This window comes from Streptomyces sp. CA-106110 (assembly GCF_050936285.1).
GTDB lineage: Bacteria > Actinomycetota > Actinomycetes > Streptomycetales > Streptomycetaceae > Streptomyces.
Genome location: NZ_JBNJNB010000001.1, coordinates 3,260,078 through 3,279,483, shown reverse-complemented (window position 1 = coordinate 3,279,483; position 19,406 = coordinate 3,260,078). Strand labels below are relative to the sequence as shown.

Annotated in this window: 18 protein-coding genes and 3 pseudogenes; 11 read left to right on the top strand and 10 right to left on the bottom strand. The window is 72.0% G+C overall.

The window, feature by feature from the left end; all coding sequences use genetic code 11:
- The first annotated feature begins 4 nt into the window (after positions 1 to 4).
- Positions 5 to 631 carry a winged helix-turn-helix transcriptional regulator gene (locus ACQEXA_RS15070; RefSeq protein WP_433130334.1) on the top strand — a complete coding sequence of 209 codons (627 nt, stop codon included), beginning with the start codon at positions 5 to 7 and terminating at the stop codon, positions 629 to 631.
- Positions 632 to 751: 120 nt separating this feature from the next.
- On the opposite strand, the gene ACQEXA_RS15065 is transcribed toward ACQEXA_RS15070, so the two are convergent.
- The 6 genes from ACQEXA_RS15065 to ACQEXA_RS15040 form a co-directional block, all read right to left on the bottom strand.
- Positions 752 to 1,561, bottom strand: coding sequence for a hypothetical protein (locus ACQEXA_RS15065; RefSeq protein ID WP_433130332.1), 810 nt, complete (start codon positions 1,559 to 1,561; stop codon positions 752 to 754).
- Positions 1,561 to 2,826, bottom strand: a complete 1,266-nt coding sequence (locus ACQEXA_RS15060) for a VWA domain-containing protein (protein ID WP_432934269.1) — start codon at positions 2,824 to 2,826, stop codon at positions 1,561 to 1,563. Before ACQEXA_RS15060 ends, ACQEXA_RS15065 begins: the two co-directional genes overlap by 1 nt.
- 60 nt (positions 2,827 to 2,886) lie before the next feature.
- Positions 2,887 to 3,138 (bottom strand): hypothetical protein, encoded by a 252-nt coding sequence (locus tag ACQEXA_RS15055; RefSeq protein ID WP_432934271.1) that lies wholly within the window; start codon positions 3,136 to 3,138, stop codon positions 2,887 to 2,889.
- A 510-nt stretch (positions 3,139 to 3,648) separates the two neighbouring features.
- Complete coding sequence (locus ACQEXA_RS15050; RefSeq protein WP_432934273.1) at positions 3,649 to 4,314, bottom strand: hypothetical protein; 666 nt, start codon at positions 4,312 to 4,314, stop codon at positions 3,649 to 3,651.
- Positions 4,315 to 4,323: 9 nt separating this feature from the next.
- Positions 4,324 to 5,175 carry a hypothetical protein gene (locus ACQEXA_RS15045; RefSeq protein WP_432934275.1) on the bottom strand — a complete coding sequence of 284 codons (852 nt, stop codon included), beginning with the start codon at positions 5,173 to 5,175 and terminating at the stop codon, positions 4,324 to 4,326.
- Positions 5,176 to 5,303: 128 nt separating this feature from the next.
- Entirely contained in the window at positions 5,304 to 6,812 is a 1,509-nt protein-coding gene (locus tag ACQEXA_RS15040) for an IucA/IucC family protein (protein WP_432934277.1), read from the bottom strand.
- Positions 6,813 to 6,914: 102 nt separating this feature from the next.
- Here ACQEXA_RS15040 and ACQEXA_RS15035 point away from each other — a divergent pair, with 102 nt between their 5' ends.
- From ACQEXA_RS15035 to ACQEXA_RS15025, 3 genes are all read left to right on the top strand, one after another.
- Positions 6,915 to 8,396, top strand: a complete 1,482-nt coding sequence (locus ACQEXA_RS15035; RefSeq protein WP_432934279.1) for an IucA/IucC family protein — start codon at positions 6,915 to 6,917, stop codon at positions 8,394 to 8,396.
- A 73-nt stretch (positions 8,397 to 8,469) separates the two neighbouring features.
- Entirely contained in the window at positions 8,470 to 9,384 is a 915-nt protein-coding gene (locus ACQEXA_RS15030) for a HipA family kinase (RefSeq protein WP_432934281.1), read from the top strand.
- Between the two features lie 17 nt (positions 9,385 to 9,401).
- A complete protein-coding gene (locus ACQEXA_RS15025) occupies positions 9,402 to 9,680 on the top strand; it encodes a SelT/SelW/SelH family protein (RefSeq protein ID WP_359403849.1) in 279 nt (92 codons plus the stop codon).
- A 1-nt stretch (position 9,681) separates the two neighbouring features.
- On the opposite strand, the gene aceB is transcribed toward ACQEXA_RS15025, so the two are convergent.
- Together aceB and ACQEXA_RS15015 are read right to left on the bottom strand one after the other, a co-directional pair.
- Positions 9,682 to 11,301: a malate synthase A gene (aceB, locus tag ACQEXA_RS15020; protein WP_432934283.1), complete on the bottom strand. Its 1,620-nt coding sequence runs from the start codon at positions 11,299 to 11,301 to the stop codon at positions 9,682 to 9,684.
- A 198-nt stretch (positions 11,302 to 11,499) separates the two neighbouring features.
- Complete coding sequence (locus ACQEXA_RS15015) at positions 11,500 to 12,099, bottom strand: nucleotidyltransferase family protein (RefSeq protein WP_432934285.1); 600 nt, start codon at positions 12,097 to 12,099, stop codon at positions 11,500 to 11,502.
- Positions 12,100 to 12,286: 187 nt separating this feature from the next.
- Here ACQEXA_RS15015 and ACQEXA_RS15010 point away from each other — a divergent pair, with 187 nt between their 5' ends.
- From ACQEXA_RS15010 to ACQEXA_RS15000, 3 genes and pseudogenes are all read left to right on the top strand, one after another.
- The gene (locus ACQEXA_RS15010; RefSeq protein ID WP_432934287.1) at positions 12,287 to 12,601 is read left to right on the top strand and encodes a DUF5955 family protein; all 315 of its coding nucleotides are present in this window, start codon (positions 12,287 to 12,289) and stop codon (positions 12,599 to 12,601) included.
- A gap of 94 nt (positions 12,602 to 12,695) precedes the next feature.
- Positions 12,696 to 12,978 (top strand): annotated as a pseudogene (locus ACQEXA_RS15005) (FtsX-like permease family protein); the annotation flags it as partial.
- Positions 12,969 to 13,314, top strand: a pseudogene (locus ACQEXA_RS15000) (ATP-binding cassette domain-containing protein); the annotation flags it as partial. The pseudogenes ACQEXA_RS15005 and ACQEXA_RS15000, both read left to right, overlap by 10 nt.
- Before the next feature lie 10 nt (positions 13,315 to 13,324).
- Here the strand turns inward: ACQEXA_RS15000 and ACQEXA_RS14995 are convergent.
- The gene (locus ACQEXA_RS14995) at positions 13,325 to 14,122 is read right to left on the bottom strand and encodes an IclR family transcriptional regulator (protein WP_360994642.1); all 798 of its coding nucleotides are present in this window, start codon (positions 14,120 to 14,122) and stop codon (positions 13,325 to 13,327) included.
- 270 nt (positions 14,123 to 14,392) lie between these two features.
- Between ACQEXA_RS14995 and allB the strand changes: the two genes are divergently transcribed.
- Both allB and alc read left to right on the top strand, forming a co-directional pair.
- The gene (allB, locus tag ACQEXA_RS14990; protein WP_433130330.1) at positions 14,393 to 15,733 is read left to right on the top strand and encodes an allantoinase AllB; all 1,341 of its coding nucleotides are present in this window, start codon (positions 14,393 to 14,395) and stop codon (positions 15,731 to 15,733) included.
- A 47-nt stretch (positions 15,734 to 15,780) separates the two neighbouring features.
- Positions 15,781 to 16,896, top strand: a complete 1,116-nt coding sequence (gene alc, locus ACQEXA_RS14985) for an allantoicase (RefSeq protein ID WP_433130328.1) — start codon at positions 15,781 to 15,783, stop codon at positions 16,894 to 16,896.
- 51 nt (positions 16,897 to 16,947) lie between these two features.
- Here the strand turns inward: alc and ACQEXA_RS14980 are convergent.
- A pseudogene (locus ACQEXA_RS14980) lies at positions 16,948 to 17,525 on the bottom strand (SDR family oxidoreductase).
- Positions 17,526 to 17,684: 159 nt separating this feature from the next.
- Between ACQEXA_RS14980 and ACQEXA_RS14975 the strand changes: the two are divergent.
- The gene (locus ACQEXA_RS14975; RefSeq protein WP_359403790.1) at positions 17,685 to 18,497 is read left to right on the top strand and encodes an AIM24 family protein; all 813 of its coding nucleotides are present in this window, start codon (positions 17,685 to 17,687) and stop codon (positions 18,495 to 18,497) included.
- A gap of 250 nt (positions 18,498 to 18,747) precedes the next feature.
- Positions 18,748 to 19,143 (top strand): ribonuclease domain-containing protein, encoded by a 396-nt coding sequence (locus tag ACQEXA_RS14970; protein ID WP_361824402.1) that lies wholly within the window; start codon positions 18,748 to 18,750, stop codon positions 19,141 to 19,143.
- Positions 19,144 to 19,406: the final 263 nt, after the last annotated feature.

The window sequence follows — 19,406 nt, the reverse complement described above, 5'->3', positions numbered from 1 at the left end:
TCGCATGTCACCTCGCCGAAGCTACGACCAGTACTGCTCCACGGCCCGGGCTCTCGACGCCGTCGGCGACCGCTGGACCCTTCTGATCGTCCGTGAACTGCTCGCGGGACCGCGCCGCTACACCGATCTGCACGCGGACCTGCCGGGCGTGAGCACGGACGTCCTGGCGTCCCGGCTGAAGGACATGGAACGCGACGGACTGGCCACGCGGCGTCGGCTGCCGCCGCCTTCCGCCGCGTTCGTGTACGAACTCACCGCTCGCGGCCGCGAGTTGCTCCCGGTGATCCAGGCGCTCGGCGCGTGGGGCGGGCCCGCGCTGGGGGAGCGCAGGCCGACGGACGCGGTGCGCGCGCACTGGTTCGCGCTGCCGCTGCTGGCCTCGCTGGAGGGGGAGGGGCTGGTCGAAGTCCACTTGGACGAGGGCGAGTTCCATCTGCGGCTCGGCGTCGAGGACGGCCCGGTGTACGGCGAGGGAGCCGCCCCCGAGGAGCCCGACGCCCGGCTCTCCCTCGACGCCGGCACCTGCGCCGCCCTGGGCCGAGGTGATGTGACACTGGATCAGGCCGTCCGCGCAGGCCGTGTGGAGGTGTCGGGGGACGGGACGCTCGCCAAGGCGCTGCGCGGGGACTGACCCGCGCGCGTGGCGTTTTCCGGCACCTTCAGCCGTCCGGGTGTGGTACGCGGGCGTTCAGCGGGAAGGCCCGCCGTGCCGAGACGGCACGGCGGGCCTCCGCTTGCCCCGAGCGGTGCCTCAGGCGCCCGGCGGCACCCGGTACGGACGTCCCGAACCACGTGTCAGCGCGTATCCGCCGATGCCCGCGAGGGCCGCGAGGATGCCGCCGACCGCGGTCCACACCCAGCGGTCGGACCACCAGCCGGAGGCCCAGCCGTCGTCGGGCTTCAGCGAGGACAGTACGGCCGCGTCCGACTCGGGCGACTGCTGCTGCGAGGTGGTGGTCGCGATCCCCGGTACCAGCGGCTGCGCCAGCGAACCGTCCACGGCCGCCGAGCCGCCGATCTCCTTGGACTCCACCTGGAGTTCGGCGCTCACCGGCATGCCGAGGTCCGCGGCACCGAGGCCCACGGCCGTCAGCCGGACGTAGTACGTGCCCGGCAGCGGGTCGTCGGACCACCGCTCCGACCAGGCGCGGACCGTGCGCAGCGTGCAGGACAGGTTCACGGAGGACGCACCCTGCGCCGCCGTGCGCGTCTGCGTGCCGTACTGGCAGGCCTGGCGGCGGCGCAGCCCGTCGTACACGTCCAACTGCCAGGTCTGCGTCCCGCTCTGGGACGCCGAGGGCAGCTTCACCGTCGCCTTCACGGTGGGGCGCTGTCCCGCGTCCGCGGGGAACGACCAGTACAGGTAGTCACCGGTGGAGGCGCTCGCCGTGGCCTGCTGGCCCTGCTCGATCTCCGTCGCCGTACGGAACGACGTGCCCGCCGAGGTGGGCGCGGCGCTGTCGCCGGACGCGCTCGGGGACGGTGAGGAGTCGGCGAGGGCCGGGGAGACGGAGGCGCCCAGCAGCAGGGCCGCCGCGGTCAGAATCGTTCCGATACGCATCAGTTGGTCCTCCAGACCGCGAGCCGCCAGCGGGAAATCCAGCCCCACAGAACACCCGCGAGGAAGCCGGTCAGGACCAGGGCGCCGAGCAGCCACCAGCCACGGCCGAGGCCGAAGGAGGCGACGTCGCCCGCCTGGTCGGGCCCGTCGACGACGTCGACGGTCAGCTCCAGCGGAAATCCGGGCGTCGTCTTCACACCGGCCACGGGCGAGAAGGAGTTGGCGACCTGGAGACACACCGTCTCGGCGGGTGCGTCCTCCTCGTCGCTCTTCGCCTTCGGATAGCGCAGACCCGTCGACATGACGTCCGTACGGCCGGAGCCCGTCGCCTCGCCGCGCACGATCTCACGCCCGTGCGAGCTGATCGCCCGCAGCGTCACCCCGTAGTCCGGGTTCACCTGCCGGTCGTCGGCCACGCTCACGGAGGCGCGCAGCTCCTGACCGGGCGCCACGTCCACACGGTAGAAGCGGTGCTGACCGATCTCCTCGCGGTCCGTGTAGAGGCCGGACTTCAGCGTGGGCGCCGTCGTGCACTGTCCGGTGCCCTCCACGGCGACCGGGGTGACCACCTTGTCGGCCGTGCGGTCCACCAACTGGTTGACTTTGTCGGAGAGCTGCTCCTTGTGCTGCACCGAGGTGTAGGTGCCGCCGGTGGCCTCGGCGATGCAGCTGAGCTGCTTGCTGAGCTTGGCGTTCGGCACGAGCCCCAGGGTGTCGATGGTCAGCCCGATTCCCTTGGCCGCGATCTCGCGGGCCACTTCGCAGGGGTCGAGCGGGGCGCAGGTGTCCTCACCGTCGCTGATGAGGACGATGCGGCGCGAGCCGTTGCCGCCGTTGAGGTCGTCCGCGGCCTTCAGCAGGGCGGGGCCGATCGGGGTCCAGCCGGTGGGCTGGAGCGTGGCCACGGCCGTCTTGGCCTCGGTCCGGTTCAGCGGCCCCACCGGGTAGAGCTGCGCGGTGTCCTTGCAGCCGGTCTTCTGGTCGTTGCCCGGGTAGTTGGCGCCCAGCGTCCGGATGCCCAGCTGCACCTCCTCCGGTGTCGCGTCGAGCACCTCGTTGAAGGCCTGCTTCGCCGCAGCCATCCGCGAGCCGCCGTCGATGTCCTGCGCCCGCATGGAGCCGCTGACGTCGAGGACGAGATCGACCTTGGGCGCGGCCTGGGCCGTCGTCTCGTCGGCGACGGCGCCGGCCGGGACGGCCATCCCGGCCGCCAGGGCGGCGAGCAGGGCACAGACACCCGTCGCCAACCGTTTTCTTGTGATCATCGGCGGATCCTATTGATCAGAAGCCGCGCACTTCAAAACGAGCCGTGGAACCTTGGTGGTCTAATCGAACAACCCTGCCAGACGGGCCCGGTAGAGCACCGCGATGGTGAAGGCGTCGGTGATGTCTCCCGTACGCACCATCTCCTCCGCCTCGGCGCAGGTGACGACCTTCGCCCGGCGGATCCCCTCGTGCCGCTCCAGCTCGCCGACGGACTCCACGCGGGCCGCGAACAGTTGGACCTGCTGGGCCAGCAGGCCCGTGTCCGGGTGGAGTTCCCCGAGCGGTACCGTCTGCCGCGGGTGGGCGGACACCTCCTCCTGGGGTTCCGCGCCACGTTCTCCTCCGCGCTCGCCCCCGGTTCGCCGAACCCCCGCACCACCTCCCAGTGCCACTCCCGGGTGGCATGCCGGTAGTGCTCGATCAGCAGGATCCCTCCGTCCGGGCCCAGCAGCGGCAGCACGACGACGCCCGGTGTCGCCCCCGGCGGCGGGACGATCCGGTTGTACAGACCGAGCGTTCCGTCCGGGAAGCGCACCGGATCGCGCAGATGGAACAGAAAGCGGTCGGCCGACACCACACCGACGGTTTCGGGACGCACCGCGTGCCGCAGTCGCGCCCACCAGTACCGCCCCCGGCTGCCGCGCGCCTCCCGCGCGGCGGTGTGGCACCGCATCCGCCACAGCGACGAGGTGAGGGCGGGTTCGGACAGGATCTCGATACCGCCCGACTCGTTGCGGAACCACTCCGGGCGGACCCGGCGCAGGGCCTCATAGGCGCGCCGTGCGCGCCTGTACGCGGTCATCGGCTCCCGCGCACGACGGTCACCACTCCTGCAGGTCGTCGTCGTCCTGCGTGGTTGTGACGGCGGTCGCCCGCGGCGGGGGCGCGGCGGCCTCCCGGTAGGCGCCGAGCCGGCTCACCAGGTCGTGGAACACGGCCCATTCCCGCTCGCTGTCGAGTCGGACCCGGGCGATCTCACGGGCGAATCTCTGTTCCCGCATGCCTTCCCGCCTGTTGCGCAGCACCAGTTGTACCGAGCCGCCCACCGGACCGGCCGCCAGGGGCGCGATACTTCCCAGCACTTCCCAGGTCTGGTCGCCGGTAATCGCGGAGAACACGGAACCGCCCAGGGTGACCACGACCTCGATGACGGGTGACCACCGGCTGGTTCCGATCCGCTGCCCGCGCGCCGCCGCGAGGTCCACGATGGCCCGGTTGACCCGGACGTAGTGGTCGAAGACACGTCCCACCTGGTCGTGGAAGGCCAGCGGATCGGCGGTCAGCGCGCCGAAGGCCCTGATGTAGGCGTTCCAGGCCCCGCTCTGCCGCAGCGACCACACGTCCCCGAGGGTCAGCCCGTCGACGTTGGAGGGCGTGAGGTGGTCCTGGACGATGCCGAAAGCCTGCCTTCGTAGGAACAGGGACAGCGCTTCGGGATCCCGGATGATCTCGGGATCGTCCCGCACCTGCCGGACCTCCTGCAGCACGACCCGCCGCTAGCTGCCCTGCGGGGTGAGCGGGAAGCGGCCCAGCGCATCGGCGAGGTTGACGTTGTAGAGCAGGTCGAGCAGCTGCTTGAGCTGTGCGGCGAACGGCTTGGCGCCGTCGTACCGCCCGTCCACCACGCTGCTGCCCGGCACGGTCACGAACTCCTCGTACAGGACGTTGCGCACGACCGACTCGCCCCGGACGTTCAGGTCGTTGCTGAAGGAGACGAGCTCGCCCAGCCGCCGCCGGAACGCCCCGTACTCCTCCGGCGCGACGCCGACCTGACCGGCCAGCAGATCGAGGTCCAGTGCGGTCAGTCCCTGCACCTTCGCGGCGAACGGCCTGTACAGCCGGGCCCGGGTCCGCTCCCGGTTCTCCTGGTCGTCCCACGACATACGCACGCACCGGACCCGGTCCGTCGCGGACATCTCCTCGAAGGTGTCCCGCCACGCCGCGTATCCGGCCCCGTCCACGTGCAGATGGGGGGCGGGCTGCTCGGCCGGGTGCCGTTCGTTGAGCAGATACGGGACCAGGGCGCCCGAGGTGAGGAGCTTGCGATGAGCCTGCCGCGCGTCCCCGCCCTCGATCAGGTCCCGGCTGATCGCCGGGTTGTTGTAGAAGAACGCCCGGTTCACCACGACCTGCGGGGCGTTGATCAGACTGCGGAAGTACTCGGCGCGCACCTGTGTCTCCCGCCGGTCCGCCACCTGCCGCAACGATCTCCCGTCCCGGATCATCTCCTCGGCCAGATGCGCGCTCACCCACTGGTTGTCCAGCGACTGGGCGATCACCGCTCCCGCGTCGAGCTGGTCCGGACGCAGAGGGGTCATCGACTCGTCGATCCCCCGGATGTCGGCCACTGTTCAGTCCCCTCGTTCCACCGCGCCACTTCTGCAGCACTCCATGATTCAGTGCCGAACGGCCGGGAGGCAATGCAACTCCCTTCCATCTCCAAGTAGTTGAAGCAGATGTGACAGGCCCGTCGCGGTCACGGGCCCGCCCCGGTCAGCGGGTTCGGCAGCAGCGTCCACAGATCGCCGGGCCGCTGCGGGGACAGTCGCATCAGGGTCAGGGCCTTGGTGGGCAGAGGCTCCGCACACAGCGCCGTCAGATCGGCCGTGCGCGGCAGGTCCCGCACGGCCGGCTCCAGCGCCTCACGCAGCACGGGGGCGGACCCCGCGGCCGAGGCCAGCGCGCCCGCCACGAGCGAGCCGAACAGCTTGCGGCGCAGGGTCGTCTCGTCGTCCGTGACCATCCGGCCGGCCAGGTCCGGGGCCTTGATGCCGTGCCGGGCCAGCCGGGCCGGGCTCACCCGGATGTCGGCGAGGTCGCGGTAGACCAGTCGTCGTGGGGCGCCTGTGGGTGAGAGCACGACCAGCAGGTTCTGGCCGTGCGCCTCCAGCGCCACGCCCAGGTCCAGCAGGCGCAGTCCCACGGTGAGGGCGAGACGGGTGAACGCGGCGAACCAGGTGGCGGACGAGGGCAGGCCGGTCAGCGGCAGAGCGGCGACCGGAACCACCCGTTCACCGGTCGCCGTGTCCGCGTGGGTCTCGGGCGACTCCCGCAGCAACGCCGCGAGGTCGGGGGAGTGCGCGCTGACCGCTCCGAGGGTGCGGGTGACGTGCAGCAGGCCGTCGGTGCGCGCGGCGATCGACCCCACGAAGTCGGAGACAGTGAGCGATGTCTCGACGGACTGCACCGAGATGTCCCGCACCGAGGACGTAAGCCGTGCGCTGAGCGCCGTCTTCACATGCGGGCCGTCGTCGGGCAGGGCCAGGGTCCGCAGCGACATCAGCGGATGGGCGGTGGGTCCTTCCTGCGCCGGCATCCCCAGTACGTGCGCGGTCTGCCAGGGATGGACCGGGACCAGCGGGCGCCTACCGTCCCGCAGCCACTGCGGCCACTCGCCCCGTACGGGACCGCCGTCGTCCAGGGGGACCAGACCGAGGCGTACCAGCGGCCGGTGCTCGGGCCCGTAGGCGAGCTGCTCGGCGACCGAGAAACCCGGCCGCGACCGGCAGTTGGGGTGGAACGGGTGCCCGTCGACCACCCGCTGCTCCCACGCCCAGCTCGTCACAGGTTCCCCGGTGTCCTGCGGCCGGCCGGCCCGCGACAGTGCGAGCGACGCGGAGCTGTGGTCAAGTTCGGCGGCGAACGACTCGCCGTGGGGGACGCCGAGCGCCCTGACCAGCGCGCCCGGGCGGTCGTACGCCCGTCCCTCGAGCCGCACCTCGGTCACGTACGCGGCGGTCGCGCAGGGGTCGGCGAGCGGTCCGCGCAGCCTGCGCCCGTCGGTCAGTCGGAGCGTGAGCCCCCCGGCCGCCGGCTCCCGGCGCGCGATCCACGGCAGCGGCTCATGGGCCAGCGCCCGCCACAGGCGCGACAGGACGGCCGAGCGGGCACCGGGGAGCGCGGCCGCGTACGACGCCGACAGGTCGGGCCGTACGGCGTCGAGCTCGGCGGCGAGCTCGGTCTCGGCCGAAGGAGAAGGGGGCACGGTCTGGCTCCTCGGGGGCTGGGTGCGGATCGTGGTCAAGGACCACCAAAGACATACTGATCGCCAGTGCCCGTACGGAACGAATGGACCACCGTGGACCCCATGCACCACAGCGACGAGGTCCCCGAGCGCGCGGACGCCTACGCGGCGGCGCCGCTGCTCAACTGCCTGCTGCGGGAGGCGGCGGAGCCCGCCGGTGAACAGGGTGTCCACCGCCTGCGGGCCGGCGGCCGGCTGCTCCGTGTCCGCGGCGGGCGCCGGCCCCATGACCCCGAGGTGTACGCCGACGGCTCCTGGCACCCGCTCACCCATGCCGAACTGGTCAAACTCACCGCCGACGAGCTGCGCCGCGCCACCGGTCTGTCCAATCCCGAACTGCCGGGCGAGATGCTCGACAGCCGGGAGGCGGTGGCCGCCATCCTGACGGCCCGCGCCCGCGCGACGGCGCCGCAGGACCCGTATGTGCGTTCCGAACAGTCCCTGATCATGGGACACCCCCACCACCCCGCCCCCAAGGCGCGCGGCGGCGGGCCCGTGGCGAGCTGGCTGCCGTACGCCCCCGAGGCGTACGCCCGCTTCCCGCTCACCCTTCTGGGTGTCCGCGAGGACGCCGTGGTGGAGGAGGGCGACACGACAGCGCTCGACGCCCTCGGCACCGCACCGCGCGGCTACCGGCTGCTGCCCGCGCACCCCTGGCAGCTCGGCCTGGTCGCCGGCCGCCCGGAGATCCAGCAGGCGTTCGCGGACGGGCGCCTGGTCAGGCTCGGCGCGACCGAACGGCCCGTGACGCCGACGGCCGCGATCCGTACGGTGTACGCCCCCGACGACGACCTGTTCGTCAAGTTCAGCCTTGACGTGCGGATCACCAACGACATCCGCCGGCTGTGGCGCCACGACCTGCTGGAGCTGCGGCGCAGGGACGGGGCGGTGGCCCGCGCGTTCGCGGCGGCCCAGGGCCCGGCGGCCTGGCTGAGCGACCGCGGCTACCGCACGGCCGATTTCGCCTTCGAGGAACTGGCCGTGCTGGTCCGTGACGGCCTGCGCCGGCACGTCCTGCCCGGCGCCACCCCGCTGCTCGCCGCCGGCCTGGTGGAGGGCTTCGAGGGCAGCCCGCTCGACGCGCTCAGCGACCCGGAGGCCTGGTGGACGGCGTATCTGCGCCAGGTCGTCCCGCCGGCCCTGGAGGCGTTCGAGCGGCACGGTGTCGTCCTGGAGGCGCACCTGCAGAACACGGTCGTCGCGGTGGACGCCGCCGGTCTGCCGGTCCAGGCGCTGTTCCGGGACGCGGAGGGCGTGAAGCTCCTGACGGACGTGTCGCGTCAGGCGGGCTGGGAGCGGTTGGTCTACTGCCTGGTCGTCAACAACCTCTCGGAACTGGCCGCGCTGCTGACCGAACGCCACCCCGGGTGGAACCCCTGGCCCGCCGCCCGCGCCGAGCTCGCCCGCCACCCGGTCCCCGAGATCCCGGGCCTGCTGGCCGCGCCCACCCTCCCCGGCAAGACCAACCTCCTGCTGCGCTGGACCGGCGCGGACGGCGCCGACGCGCGCTATCTGCCGCTGCCCAGCCCGCTGGCCTGCCGGTGAACGCCCGCAGGCGGTGCCGGCGGGCAGGCGATCTCCGCCGGCCCCTGCGAGCGGCTGTCCTACAGTGGCCGGTGTGCTGCGCGACGTGACTGCTGTTCGATACGTGAACCCGCTCCGGTCCGGCGGCTCCGTGCCCGGAGTCGTCGAGGCCGACGACCTGGGGACGTACGTCGTGAAGTTCACCGGTTCCGCGCAGGGCGTGAAGGCACTGGTCGCCGAGGTGATCGTCGGGGAGCTGGCCCGCAGCCTCGGACTGCGCGTGCCCGAACTGGTCCTCGCCCACTTCGACCCGGCCATCGCCGCACACGAACCGCACCAGGAGGTGCGCGACCTGCTGAACGCGAGCCCCGGTCTCAACCTCGGCATGGACTACCTCCCCGGCGCCCGGGACTTCACCCCCGAGGTCGCCCGGGCCTGCACCGTCGACCCGGTGGAGGCGGGCAGGATCGTCTGGCTGGACGCGCTGACCGTGAACGTCGACCGCACCGTGCACAGCTCCAACCTCATGGTCTGGCCCACCTTCGGCACCGCACCCCCGCGGCTGTGGCTGATCGACCACGGCGCCGCCCTCGTCTTCCACCACCGCTGGGACGCCTCGGCGCCGGACAAGGCGTACGACTTCCGGCACCACGCCCTCGGCCACTTCGCCCCGGACATGCGGGCCGCCGAGGACCAGCTCGCGCCCAAGGTGACCGAGGAGCTGTTGCGCGAGGTCACCGGGGAGGTGCCGGACGCCTGGCTGGCCGGAGAGCCGGGCTTCGCGACGCCCGGAGAGGTCAGGGACGCCTACGTCGACTACCTCCTGGCCCGGGTCAAGACCTCGGAGGCCTGGCTGCCCACCGACTTCCCCACCCGGGAGGAGCTCGCGGCCGAGGAGGCCCGGCGCGCGGCGCGGACCCAGCAGGGCCGGCCGGACTGGCTCAAGCGGGTCCCGGACCTGCACGGCAAGCCGGCCGCGGAACAGGATTGGTCGGTGCATCTGGGATGACGGACCCCGCCGGCGCGATGACCCATCGCGTCCAGATCGAGTACTGCACCCAGTGCCGGTGGCTGCCCCGCGCGGCCTGGCTGGCGCAGGAGCTGCTGACCACGTTCGAGAACGAGCTGGCGGAGCTCGCCCTCAAGCCGGGCAAGGGCGGTGTCTTCGTCGTCCGGGTGGACGACGAGGTCGTCTGGGACCGCCGTGAGCAGGGCTTCCCCGAGCCCACGGCGGTCAAGCGCCTCGTACGCGACCGAGTGGCCCCGGGAAAGCCCCTCGGCCACTCGGACAGGGCGGCGGAGTAGGTCAGCTGGCGAGCTGCTCGTACGCGGGGAGGGTGAGGAAGTCCGCGTAGTCCTCGTCGAGCGCCACCTTCAGGAGCAGGTCGTGGGCCTGCTGCCAGTGGCCGGCCGTGAAGGCGTCCTCGCCGATCTCGGCCCGGATGTTCGCGAGCTCCTCGGCGGCGACCCTGCGGGCGAGCTCGGCGGTCGCCTTCTCGCCGTTCGAGAACTCGACGCCCGCGTTGATCCACTGCCAGATCTGCGAGCGGGAGATCTCGGCGGTGGCCGCGTCCTCCATCAGGTTGAAGATGGCGACCGCGCCGAGACCCCGCAGCCAGGCCTCGATGTAGCGGATGCCGACCTGGACCGCGTTGACCAGGCCCGCGTACGTCGGCTTGGCGTCCAGGGAGTCGACGGCGATCAGATCGGCCGCCTTGACGTCCACGTCCTCGCGCAGCCGGTCCTTCTGGTGGGGCCGGTCGCCTAGGACCCGGTCGAAGGACGCCATGGCGATCGGCACCAGGTCCGGGTGGGCGACCCAGGAGCCGTCGAAGCCGTCGTTCGCCTCGCGGTCCTTGTCGGCCTTGACCTTCTCGAAGGCGACCCGGTTGACCTCCTCGTCGCGGCGGGAGGGGATGAACGCCGCCATGCCGCCGATCGCGTGGGCGCCGCGCTTGTGGCAGGTGCGGACGAGGAGTTCGGTGTACGCGCGCATGAACGGGGCCGTCATGGTGACCGCGTTGCGGTCCGGGAGGACGAACTTGGGGCCGCCGTCGCGGAAGTTCTTGACGATGGAGAAGAGGTAGTCCCAGCGACCCGCGTTCAACCCCGAGGCGTGGTCGCGGAGTTCGTAGAGGATCTCCTCCATCTCGTACGCCGCTGTGATCGTCTCGATCAGGACGGTGGCGCGGACGGTGCCCTGCGGGATGCCGAGGTAATCCTGTGCGAAGACGAAGACGTCGTTCCACAGGCGCGCCTCCAGGTGGGACTCCGTCTTCGGGAGGTAGAAGTAGGGGCCCTTGCCGAGGTCGAGCAGGCGCTGCGCGTTGTGGAAGAAGTACAGGCCGAAGTCGACCAGGGCGCCGGGCATCGGCTGTCCGTCGACCAGGAGGTGACGCTCATTCAGATGCCAGCCGCGGGGACGCGTCACGACCGTGGCGAGCTCCTCGGCCGGGCGCAGGGCGTAGGTCTTCCCGCTCGCCGGGTCCGTGAAGTCGATGTTCCGGGTGTAGGCGTCGATCAGGTTGAGCTGACCGAGGACCACGTTCTCCCAGGTGGGCGCCGAGGCGTCCTCGAAGTCCGCGAGCCATACCTTCGCGCCCGAGTTGAGGGCGTTGATGGTCATCTTGCGGTCGGTGGGGCCGGTGATCTCGACACGGCGGTCGTCGAGGGCCTGGGGCGCGGGGGCGACCTTCCAGGAGTCGTCCGCGCGGATCGCCGCGGTCTCCGGCAGGAAGTCGAGGGCCGAGGTGCGGGCGATCTCGGCGCGGCGCTCGGCCCGGCGGGCCAGCAGCTCGTCACGCCGAGGTGTGAACCGGCGGTGCAGCTCGGCCACGAAGGCGAGGGCCGCTTCCGTGAGGACCTCGTCCTGCCGCGGCAGGAGCTCGGCCTCGACGACGACCGGCGACGGCGCTGATGCGGACATGAGCTGTCACTTCCTTCGGCTGACGTGAGTTCGCCGCGGCACTGGGTGCCAGGTGGCGCGGATGCGGCTGACGGCACCCGGTGAGCCCGTCAGGCGCTTCTGATCAGTGGATAGTAGTTTCCTCATAGTGGAAGTTCAATGATTTGTTGACGTCGAGATTCTCTGCATCGAGCCAAGGTGACGCTCGGTGCCACGCCCTCACTCGAGGTGGACCAAGTCGCCCCGGGTGTCGATGTCGTAAGCCTGCGCCACGTCCCCGCACTCCACGAGGGTGATCGCGTCCTCATGGGCTTTGAGGTAGTCGCGCGCCCCCCGGTCGCCCGTCGCCGCCGCCGCGATGCCCGCCCAGCGGCTCGCGCCGAACAGCACCGGATGGCCGCGTACCCCGTCGTAGGCGGCCGAGACCAGCGATGTCCCGTCCTTGTACGCGGCCAGCACCCGGGCCACCGCCGCCGGACCGATCCCGGGCTGGTCGACGAGCAGGACCAGGGCCGCCGACGTCCCCGTTCCGGCGAGCGACGCGAGCCCCGCCCGCAGCGAGGAACCCATGCCCTGCTCCCAGTCCGGGTTGTCCACCAGTACGCAACCGGTGAGCTCCGCCCGCTCACGTACGACTTCGGCAGCCGCTCCCAGCACCACGTGCACGCGGGCGCACCCGGCCGCCCGCAGGGCCTCGACCGCGTGCTCCACGAGCGGCCGCCCGCGGTGTTCGAGCAGCGCCTTGGGCCGTCCGCCGAGCCGCCGGCCTCCGCCCGCCGCGAGGAGGAGCCCGGCGATGCGGTCGTCGTTTCGCGTCATACGTCCTGCATACCTGACCCCGTGCCGGGCGTGCGGTTTCCCAGGGCTGAATTTCGGTCCGCACGGTGGCGCCCGGCGCACCGATTGGCGTTTACTGACCCGCGTCCCCCGGCGCCTGACCGACGCCACGGGGCACCGGGCGACGTACCGACGCCGTGCGCACAAAGGGGTGCGAGGGGGGAGAGCTGTGTTGCGGAGCTTGGGGCAGAGGCCAGTGACCGGCAGCGATGAGGACCCGCGAATGGCGGGACTGCGGACCGCGGTGTACCAGCTGCGCCGCGAACTCGCCATGCTCCCGGCCGAGTTCCCCGACCGCGGCATAGCCGAGGACGAACTCGCCGCGCTCGCCTCCATGGCCGTGAGCGGCGCTCCCGAGATCCCGCGCCTGCGCCGGTCCCTGCTGCTGGTCGCCGGTGCGATCGGCTCGGTCAGTGCCCTGGCCCGGGGCCTCGCGGACGTCCGCAGCGCGGTGGAGCTGTTCGGGGAGCCGCCCCGCGACTGAGCGCACGCTGCCGGGGCTACCCCCGGCGGCGGATGACTCCCCGCTCCGCGGCCACCGCCACCGCGGCCGTGCGCGAGTCGACGCCCAACTCGTGATCTCCGCCCTCGTCACCGGGGCCTTCTTCACGGTGCGGACGATCCAGCGGTCGCCTGACATTGCGGTCCTGAAGGCGCTCGGCGCCACCACGCCGCATCTGCCGCGCGACGCGCTCGGCCAGGCGGTCGTCGTGCTGGTCGCCGGGACCCTGCTCGGGGCCGGACTGGCCGCCGTGACCGGTGTCCTGATCTCCGGCGGGGACGTGCCCTTCGTGCTCGACGCGCCGACCCTTCTCGGGCCGTCCGGGGGCGATGACCGTCCTCGGAGCGCTCGGCGCGGCGCGGCGGACCGCGCCCGGGACCTGCTCGCCTCGGTCGGGCTCGCCGGACAGACGCACCGCCGGCCGCACCAGCTCTCCGGGGGCCAGCGGCAGCGGGTCGACATCGCCCGTGCGCTGATGAACGAGCCGTCCGTGCTGCTGGTGGACGAGCCGACCAGCGCCCTCGACCACGAGCGGGGGCGCTGCCGTGGTGGACCTGCTGTTCCGTCTCACACGGGAGCGGGGCACGGCCACGGTCCTGGTGACGCGCGACCGCTCCCATCTCGAAGGAGTGGACGCGGTGCGGGAGATGACGGACGGGCGGCTGACCTCCCTGGTGGACGGGCAGCCCGTGTGACGGCCGTGGGTCAGGCGGCGGGGCCCGTGCTCGCCAGCGCCGCCGACAGCTCGGCGGCCACCTGCTGGAGCACCGGCACGATCTTCTCCGTCGCCGCGTCCGTGACCCGGCCCGCCGGCCCGGAGATGGAGATCGCCGCGGCCGTCGGGGAGCCGGGGACGGACACCGCGAGACAGCGGACCCCCATCTCCTGCTCGTTGTCGTCGACCGCGTACCCGAGCCGGCGTACCTCGGCCAGTGCGGCGAGGAAGGCGTCCGGAGTGGTGATCGTCTTCTCCGTCGCGGCGGGCATGCCCGTGCGGGCGAGCAGCGCGCGCACCTCGCCGTCCGGTGTATTGGCGAGCAGCGCCTTGCCCACACCCGTGGAGTGCGGCAGCACCCGCCGGCCCACCTCGGTGAACATCCGCATCGAGTGCTTGGACGGCACCTGCGCCACGTACACGATCTCGTCGCCGTCGAGCAGGGCCATGTTCGCGGTCTCGCCGGTCTCCTCCACCAGGTGTGCGAGGTGGGGGCGGGCCCAGGTGCCGAGCAGCCGGGACGCCGACTCGCCGAGCCGGATCAGCCGGGGACCGAGCGCGTAGCGGCGGTTGGGCTGCTGGCGGACGTAACCGCAGGCCACCAGCGTGCGCATCAGACGGTGGATCGTGGGCAGCGGCAGCCCGCTGCTCGCGGACAGCTCGCTCAGGCCGACCTCGCCGCCCGCGTCGGCCATTCGCTCCAAAAGGTCGAAGGCACGCTCGAGGGACTGGACGCCACCGCCCGCGGCGGACTTTGCGGGGGCGTCGCTGGCGCTGGACGTCGGCACGGCGCGTTCCTTTCGGGGCGGACAGGAGGGGCAGAAGCCTACCCGGCGGCCGGTCCACCGCCCGGTGGTGCATAGCTACGTCTCTCGTTACGAAAGTCTAATTCCGCTTTGTGGAAACGTCCAGAACGGTCGTGCCGGAGGTGCTCGGAGTAGGCGCACCCTTGACGGTGCAGGGGCGGGAGTGAAGACTCCTTCAACAGAACGTTGAATTCGTTCCGTGGAGGCAACTCCCGTTTCCCGTGGGCAGGACGTCGGCAGAGAGGGGCCGGGGTGTCCGACGCTGAACTGGTGCTGCGCTCGAGACGCGTTGTCACTCCCGAAGGGACGCGCCCGGCGGCGGTCGCGGTCGCCGGGGGCACGATCACGGCCGTACTGCCGTACGACGCGGACGTGCCGGCCGGGACCCGACGGGAGGACTTCGGCGACGACGTCCTGCTGCCCGGCCTGGTCGACACCCACGTCCACGTCAACGACCCGGGCCGCAGCGAGTGGGAGGGCTTCTGGAGCGCCACCCGCGCGGCGGCGGCCGGCGGCATCACCACGGTCGTCGACATGCCGCTCAACTCGCTTCCGCCGACCACGACGGTCGGACACCTGCGCACGAAGAAGGAGGCCGCGGCCGGCAAGGCGCACATCGACGTCGGCTTCTGGGGCGGCGCCCTGCCGGACAACGTCAAGGACCTGCGACCGCTGCACGACGCCGGTGTCTTCGGGTTCAAGGCGTTCCTCTCCCCGTCGGGCGTGGACGAGTTCCCCCCGCTCGACCAGGAGCAACTGGCCCGTTCCCTGGCCGAGATCGCCGGCTTCGGCGGACTGCTCATCGTGCACGCCGAGGACCCGAGCCGGCTCGCCGCCGCCCCGCAGCGGGGCGGCCCCAGGTACGCCGACTTCCTCGCCTCCCGGCCCAAGGACGCCGAGGACACGGCGATCGCTCACCTCATCGCACAGGCGAAGCGCCTCGACGCCCGTGTGCACGTGCTCCACCTGTCGTCCGGCGACGCGCTGCCGCTGATCGCCGAGGCCAGGGCCGAGGGCGTACGGATCACCGTGGAGACCAGCCCGCACTATCTGACCCTGACGGCCGAGGAAGTCCCGGACGGGGCGAGCGAGTTCAAGTGCTGCCCGCCCATCCGCGAGGCCGCCAACCAGGACGCGCTGTGGCGGGCGCTGGCCGACGGCACGATCGACTGCGTGGTCACCGACCACTCGCCCTCGACGGCCGACCTGAAGACCGGCGACTTCGCGACCGCGTGGGGCGGCATATCCGGACTCCAGCTGAGCCTGTCCGCGGTCTGGACCGAGGCCCGCGGGCGCGGCCACGGACTTGAGGACGTGGTGGGCTGGATGTCGACACGCACGGCACGACTGGCGGGACTCGACGCACGAAAGGGCGCCATCGCGGCCGGGCGCGACGCCGACTTCGCGGTATTCGCCCCCGAGGAGACCTTCACCGTGGACCCGGCGGCCCTCCAACACCGCAACCGGGTCACGGCGTACGCGGGCCGGACCCTGCACGGCGTCGTCAAGTCCACCTGGCTGCGCGGCGAACGCATCGTGGCGGACGGCGCGTTCACCGAGTCGAAGGGACGACTGCTCGCCAGAACCGACTGACCTCCGCACCCGCTGCGGCCGACTCCCGAAAGGAAGACCTGATCACTGTGACGGCGATTCCCACGTTCACCGGCGACGCCGGCCCCTACGGAGGCGGTGACCCGTACGCGGACTACCGCACCGCCGACTTCCCCTTCACCCGCCACGCCGACCTCGCCGACCGGCGGCTCGGCGCCGGGGTCATCGCCGCCAACGACGAGTTCTTCGCCCAGCGCGAGAACCTGCTGGTGCCCGGGCGCGCCGAGTTCGACCCCGAGCACTTCGGGCACAAGGGCAAGGTCATGGACGGCTGGGAGACACGGCGCCGCCGCGGCGGCTCGGCGGAGCACCCCTGGCCCGCGGAGGACGACCACGACTGGGCGCTGATCCGCCTCGGCACGCCGGGCGTCGTACGCGGCATCGTCGTCGACACCGCCCATTTCCGCGGCAACTACCCGCAGGCGGTGTCCGTCGAGGGCACGGCGGTAGCGGGCTCCCCGTCCCCGCAGGAGCTGCTGGGCGACGACGTGAAGTGGACGACGCTCGTCCCGCGCACCCCGGTCGGCGGTCACGCGGCCAACGGGTTCGCGGTCGCCGTCGAACAGCGCTTCACGCATCTGCGGGTCAACCAGCACCCCGACGGCGGCATCGCGCGTCTGCGCGTCCACGGCGAAGCGGTGCCGGACCCGGCGTGGCTCGAGGCCCTCGGCACCTTCGACGTCGTCGCCCTCGAGAACGGGGGCCGGGTCGAGGACGCCTCGAACCTCTTCTACTCGCCCGCCACCAACACCATCCAGCCGGGCCGCTCCCGCAAGATGGACGACGGCTGGGAGACACGGCGCCGCCGGGACCACGGCAACGACTGGATCCGCTACCGGCTCGTGGCCGAGGCGCAGATCCGGGCGATCGAGATCGACACGGCGTACCTCAAGGGCAACTCGGCTGGCTGGGCCTCCGTCTCGGTCAAGGACGGCGAGGACGGTGAGTGGCGGGAGATCCTCGCGCGCACCCGCCTCCAGCCGGACACCAACCACCGGTTCGTCCTGCCGGATCCGGCCGTCGGTACGCACGCGCGCGTGGACATCTTCCCGGACGGCGGCATCTCCCGGCTGCGCCTGTACGGCTCCCTGACCCGGGAGGGCGCGGCCCGCCTGGCGGCACGCTTCCAGGAACTGGGCGGCTGAGGCCCCGGCACCCATGGGGTGCACCGGCCACGGGTGCGCCCCATGGGGTGTTCAGGCGGTGTGCTCGCCGTCCACGGTGAACTCGGCGCCGTGACCTAGGCGGCGTCCGCTCCCGCCAAGTACGTCACCGCCGACGCCACCTCGTGCGCCGTGCCGAAGCGGCGCAGCGCCGTCATCGCCGCCTGGGCGGAGGCGTGGGGGCCGTCCGCGGGATCGTGCCGGTGTCGACGGGACCGGGATGGACGATGCCGGCGGTGATCCCGCGCTCTCCGAGCTCCCATGCGAGGGCCTTCGTCAGGCCGCCACCTCGCGCGGGGAGCGCGGCGGCCGGATGATCAGCGTCGGCACCGGTATGACCCAGCGCGTGCGGGTCCCCGGCCGAGCACTCCGACGCCGGCGTTGTCGACCAGGACGTCCAGCCCTCCCAGTGCCTCCCCGGCACGGCCCACCGCGCCCGCGGCCTCGCCCGCGTCGCCGGAGTCCGCCGAGTCCGCGTGCTGGGCCACTGCCCGGCGGCGGCCCCAGCGCCTCGACGCCCCGGACGACCTCGGCTGCCCCTAGCCGCTCGCACAGGTGACGGCCCTGTCCGCCCCCTCGCGGGCCGGCCGCCGTGCCGTCGCCGCGCCCATGCCGCGGCTGCCGCCGGTGATCAGGGCCGTCCCGCCGTCAGAGTTCCTCGTGGAGTAATGAGCCCGTCCCAGCGCCCCGGCGCGCGGAACACAGGCGGCGAACGGACATCGGCTTGGCGTGTCCGGAACTCTTTCACCCGTCCGCCGCGTTCTCCCCCCGTGACTCTTCAGCAAGAAATCGTCGGCAACGCCATGCAGATGGCGGTCGTCAACCTGCATCCGGGACAGACCGTGTACTGCGAGGCGGGCAAGTTCCTCTTCAAGACCACGAACGTCACCATGGAGACCCGTCTGTCCGGCCCGTCGAACAACGGCGGCCAGCCCCAGGGCGGGGGCAGCGGCATGGGTGGATTCCTGCGCCAGGCCATGGGCACCGCCATGCAGGTCGGCCAGCGGGCGCTCGCGGGTGAGTCGCTGGCGTTCCAGTACTTCACCTCACAGGGCGGCGAGGGCACCGTCGGTTTCGCGGGTGTCCTGCCAGGCGAGATGCGCGCGCTGGAACTCGACGGCGCGCGCGCGTGGTTCGCGGAGAAGGACGCTTTCGTGGCCGCCGAGTCGACGGTGGACTTCGGCATCGCCTTCCAGGGCGGCCGTACCGGGATGAGCGGCGGCGAGGGCTTCATCCTGGAGAAGTTCACCGGTCACGGGACGGTGATCATCGCCGGTGCGGGCAACTTCATCGACCTCAACCCCGCCGACTTCGGCGGCCGCATCGAGGTCGACACCGGATGCGTCGTCGCCTTCGAGGAAGGCATCCAGTACGGCGTCCAGCGCGTCGGCGGCCTGAACCGCCAGGGGATCATGAACATGGTCTTCGGTGGCGAGGGCCTGTCCCTGGCCACCCTGGAGGGCAACGGCCGCGTCATCCTGCAGTCCCTCACCATCGAGAGCCTCGCCAACGCCCTCAAGAAGGCACAGGGCGGCGACAAGCAGGGGCCGACGGGCGGACTGTTCTCGACGAACGTGGGCTGAGCCGAGGAGTTCCGGGTGCCGACGTGGCCTTCCGCCGGTACCCGTACGACCGGCGCGGGCGCCGCCTTCCACCCGTACGACCTGGAGGGCCGCCCGTGACACGGCTCCCGCGCGCCTGTGCGACACGCCCTGCCCGAGATCGTCCGCGCTGCGGCCGCAGGTTAACTACGCGAAAATTCAAGGGACTTGACAGGAAACTCTGTCGACTTGTCATTGACATGTCATCGTCTACGCGCGTCATCATGACGGCATGAGATTCCCCCCACGCGCAACACGAATCGGTGCCGCGGCCGCGCTCGCGTCGGCCCTGCTCATGGGCGCCACCGTCACCACCACCACCGCGGAGGCCGCTGCCACGTCCGTCGGCAGCATCTGCTACGGCGACCTGCCCTCCCAGGCGTACACCACGCTCCGTCTGATCGACTCGGGCGGTCCGTTCCCGTACCCGCAGGACGGGATCGTCTTCCAGAACCGCGAAGGCGTGCTGCCCCGGCAGTCGACCGGCTACTACCACGAGTACACGGTCAAGACGCCCGGCTCCTCCACTCGTGGGGCCCGCCGGATCGTCACCGGCAGGCAGTACGAAGAGGACTACTACACCTCGGATCACTACGCGACGTTCGATCTGATCGACTTCGACTGCTGAGCGAACAGCGCCACCACTGCTGAGCGGACAGCATGACCGTCCGGGCCCCGACCGGTGCCCCGACGGACCTCCGCTCGCAGTCCGCTCCACCGCAGCACAGAACCCGCCCCGCGGCTCCCCCCGGAAAACCGGCCGCGGGGCGGGCCGCGTCCTACGGAAGTCCCGCTCCGCCCCGAGGCCCGCGCCCAAAGTCTGCGGCCCTGCGACTTTGGTCTCGGATCGGGCCGGCGGGGGAGGTGCCCAGGGCCGTTCCCGCATAGATT

What these genes read in the sequence shown, in the direction of transcription:
- ACQEXA_RS14970 (WP_361824402.1), top strand. Translation starts at nt 18,748, where the DNA reads ATGAGATTCCCCCCACGCGCAACACGAATCGGTGCCGCGGCCGCGCTC.
- ACQEXA_RS15070 (WP_433130334.1), top strand. Translation starts at nt 5, where the DNA reads ATGTCACCTCGCCGAAGCTACGACCAGTACTGCTCCACGGCCCGGGCT.
- aceB (WP_432934283.1), bottom strand. Translation starts at nt 11,301, where the DNA reads ATGTCCGCATCAGCGCCGTCGCCGGTCGTCGTCGAGGCCGAGCTCCTG.
- ACQEXA_RS15035 (WP_432934279.1), top strand. Translation starts at nt 6,915, where the DNA reads ATGCACCACAGCGACGAGGTCCCCGAGCGCGCGGACGCCTACGCGGCG.
- ACQEXA_RS15065 (WP_433130332.1), bottom strand. Translation starts at nt 1,561, where the DNA reads ATGCGTATCGGAACGATTCTGACCGCGGCGGCCCTGCTGCTGGGCGCC.
- ACQEXA_RS15015 (WP_432934285.1), bottom strand. Translation starts at nt 12,099, where the DNA reads ATGACGCGAAACGACGACCGCATCGCCGGGCTCCTCCTCGCGGCGGGC.
- ACQEXA_RS15060 (WP_432934269.1), bottom strand. Translation starts at nt 2,826, where the DNA reads ATGATCACAAGAAAACGGTTGGCGACGGGTGTCTGTGCCCTGCTCGCC.
- ACQEXA_RS15025 (WP_359403849.1), top strand. Translation starts at nt 9,402, where the DNA reads ATGACCCATCGCGTCCAGATCGAGTACTGCACCCAGTGCCGGTGGCTG.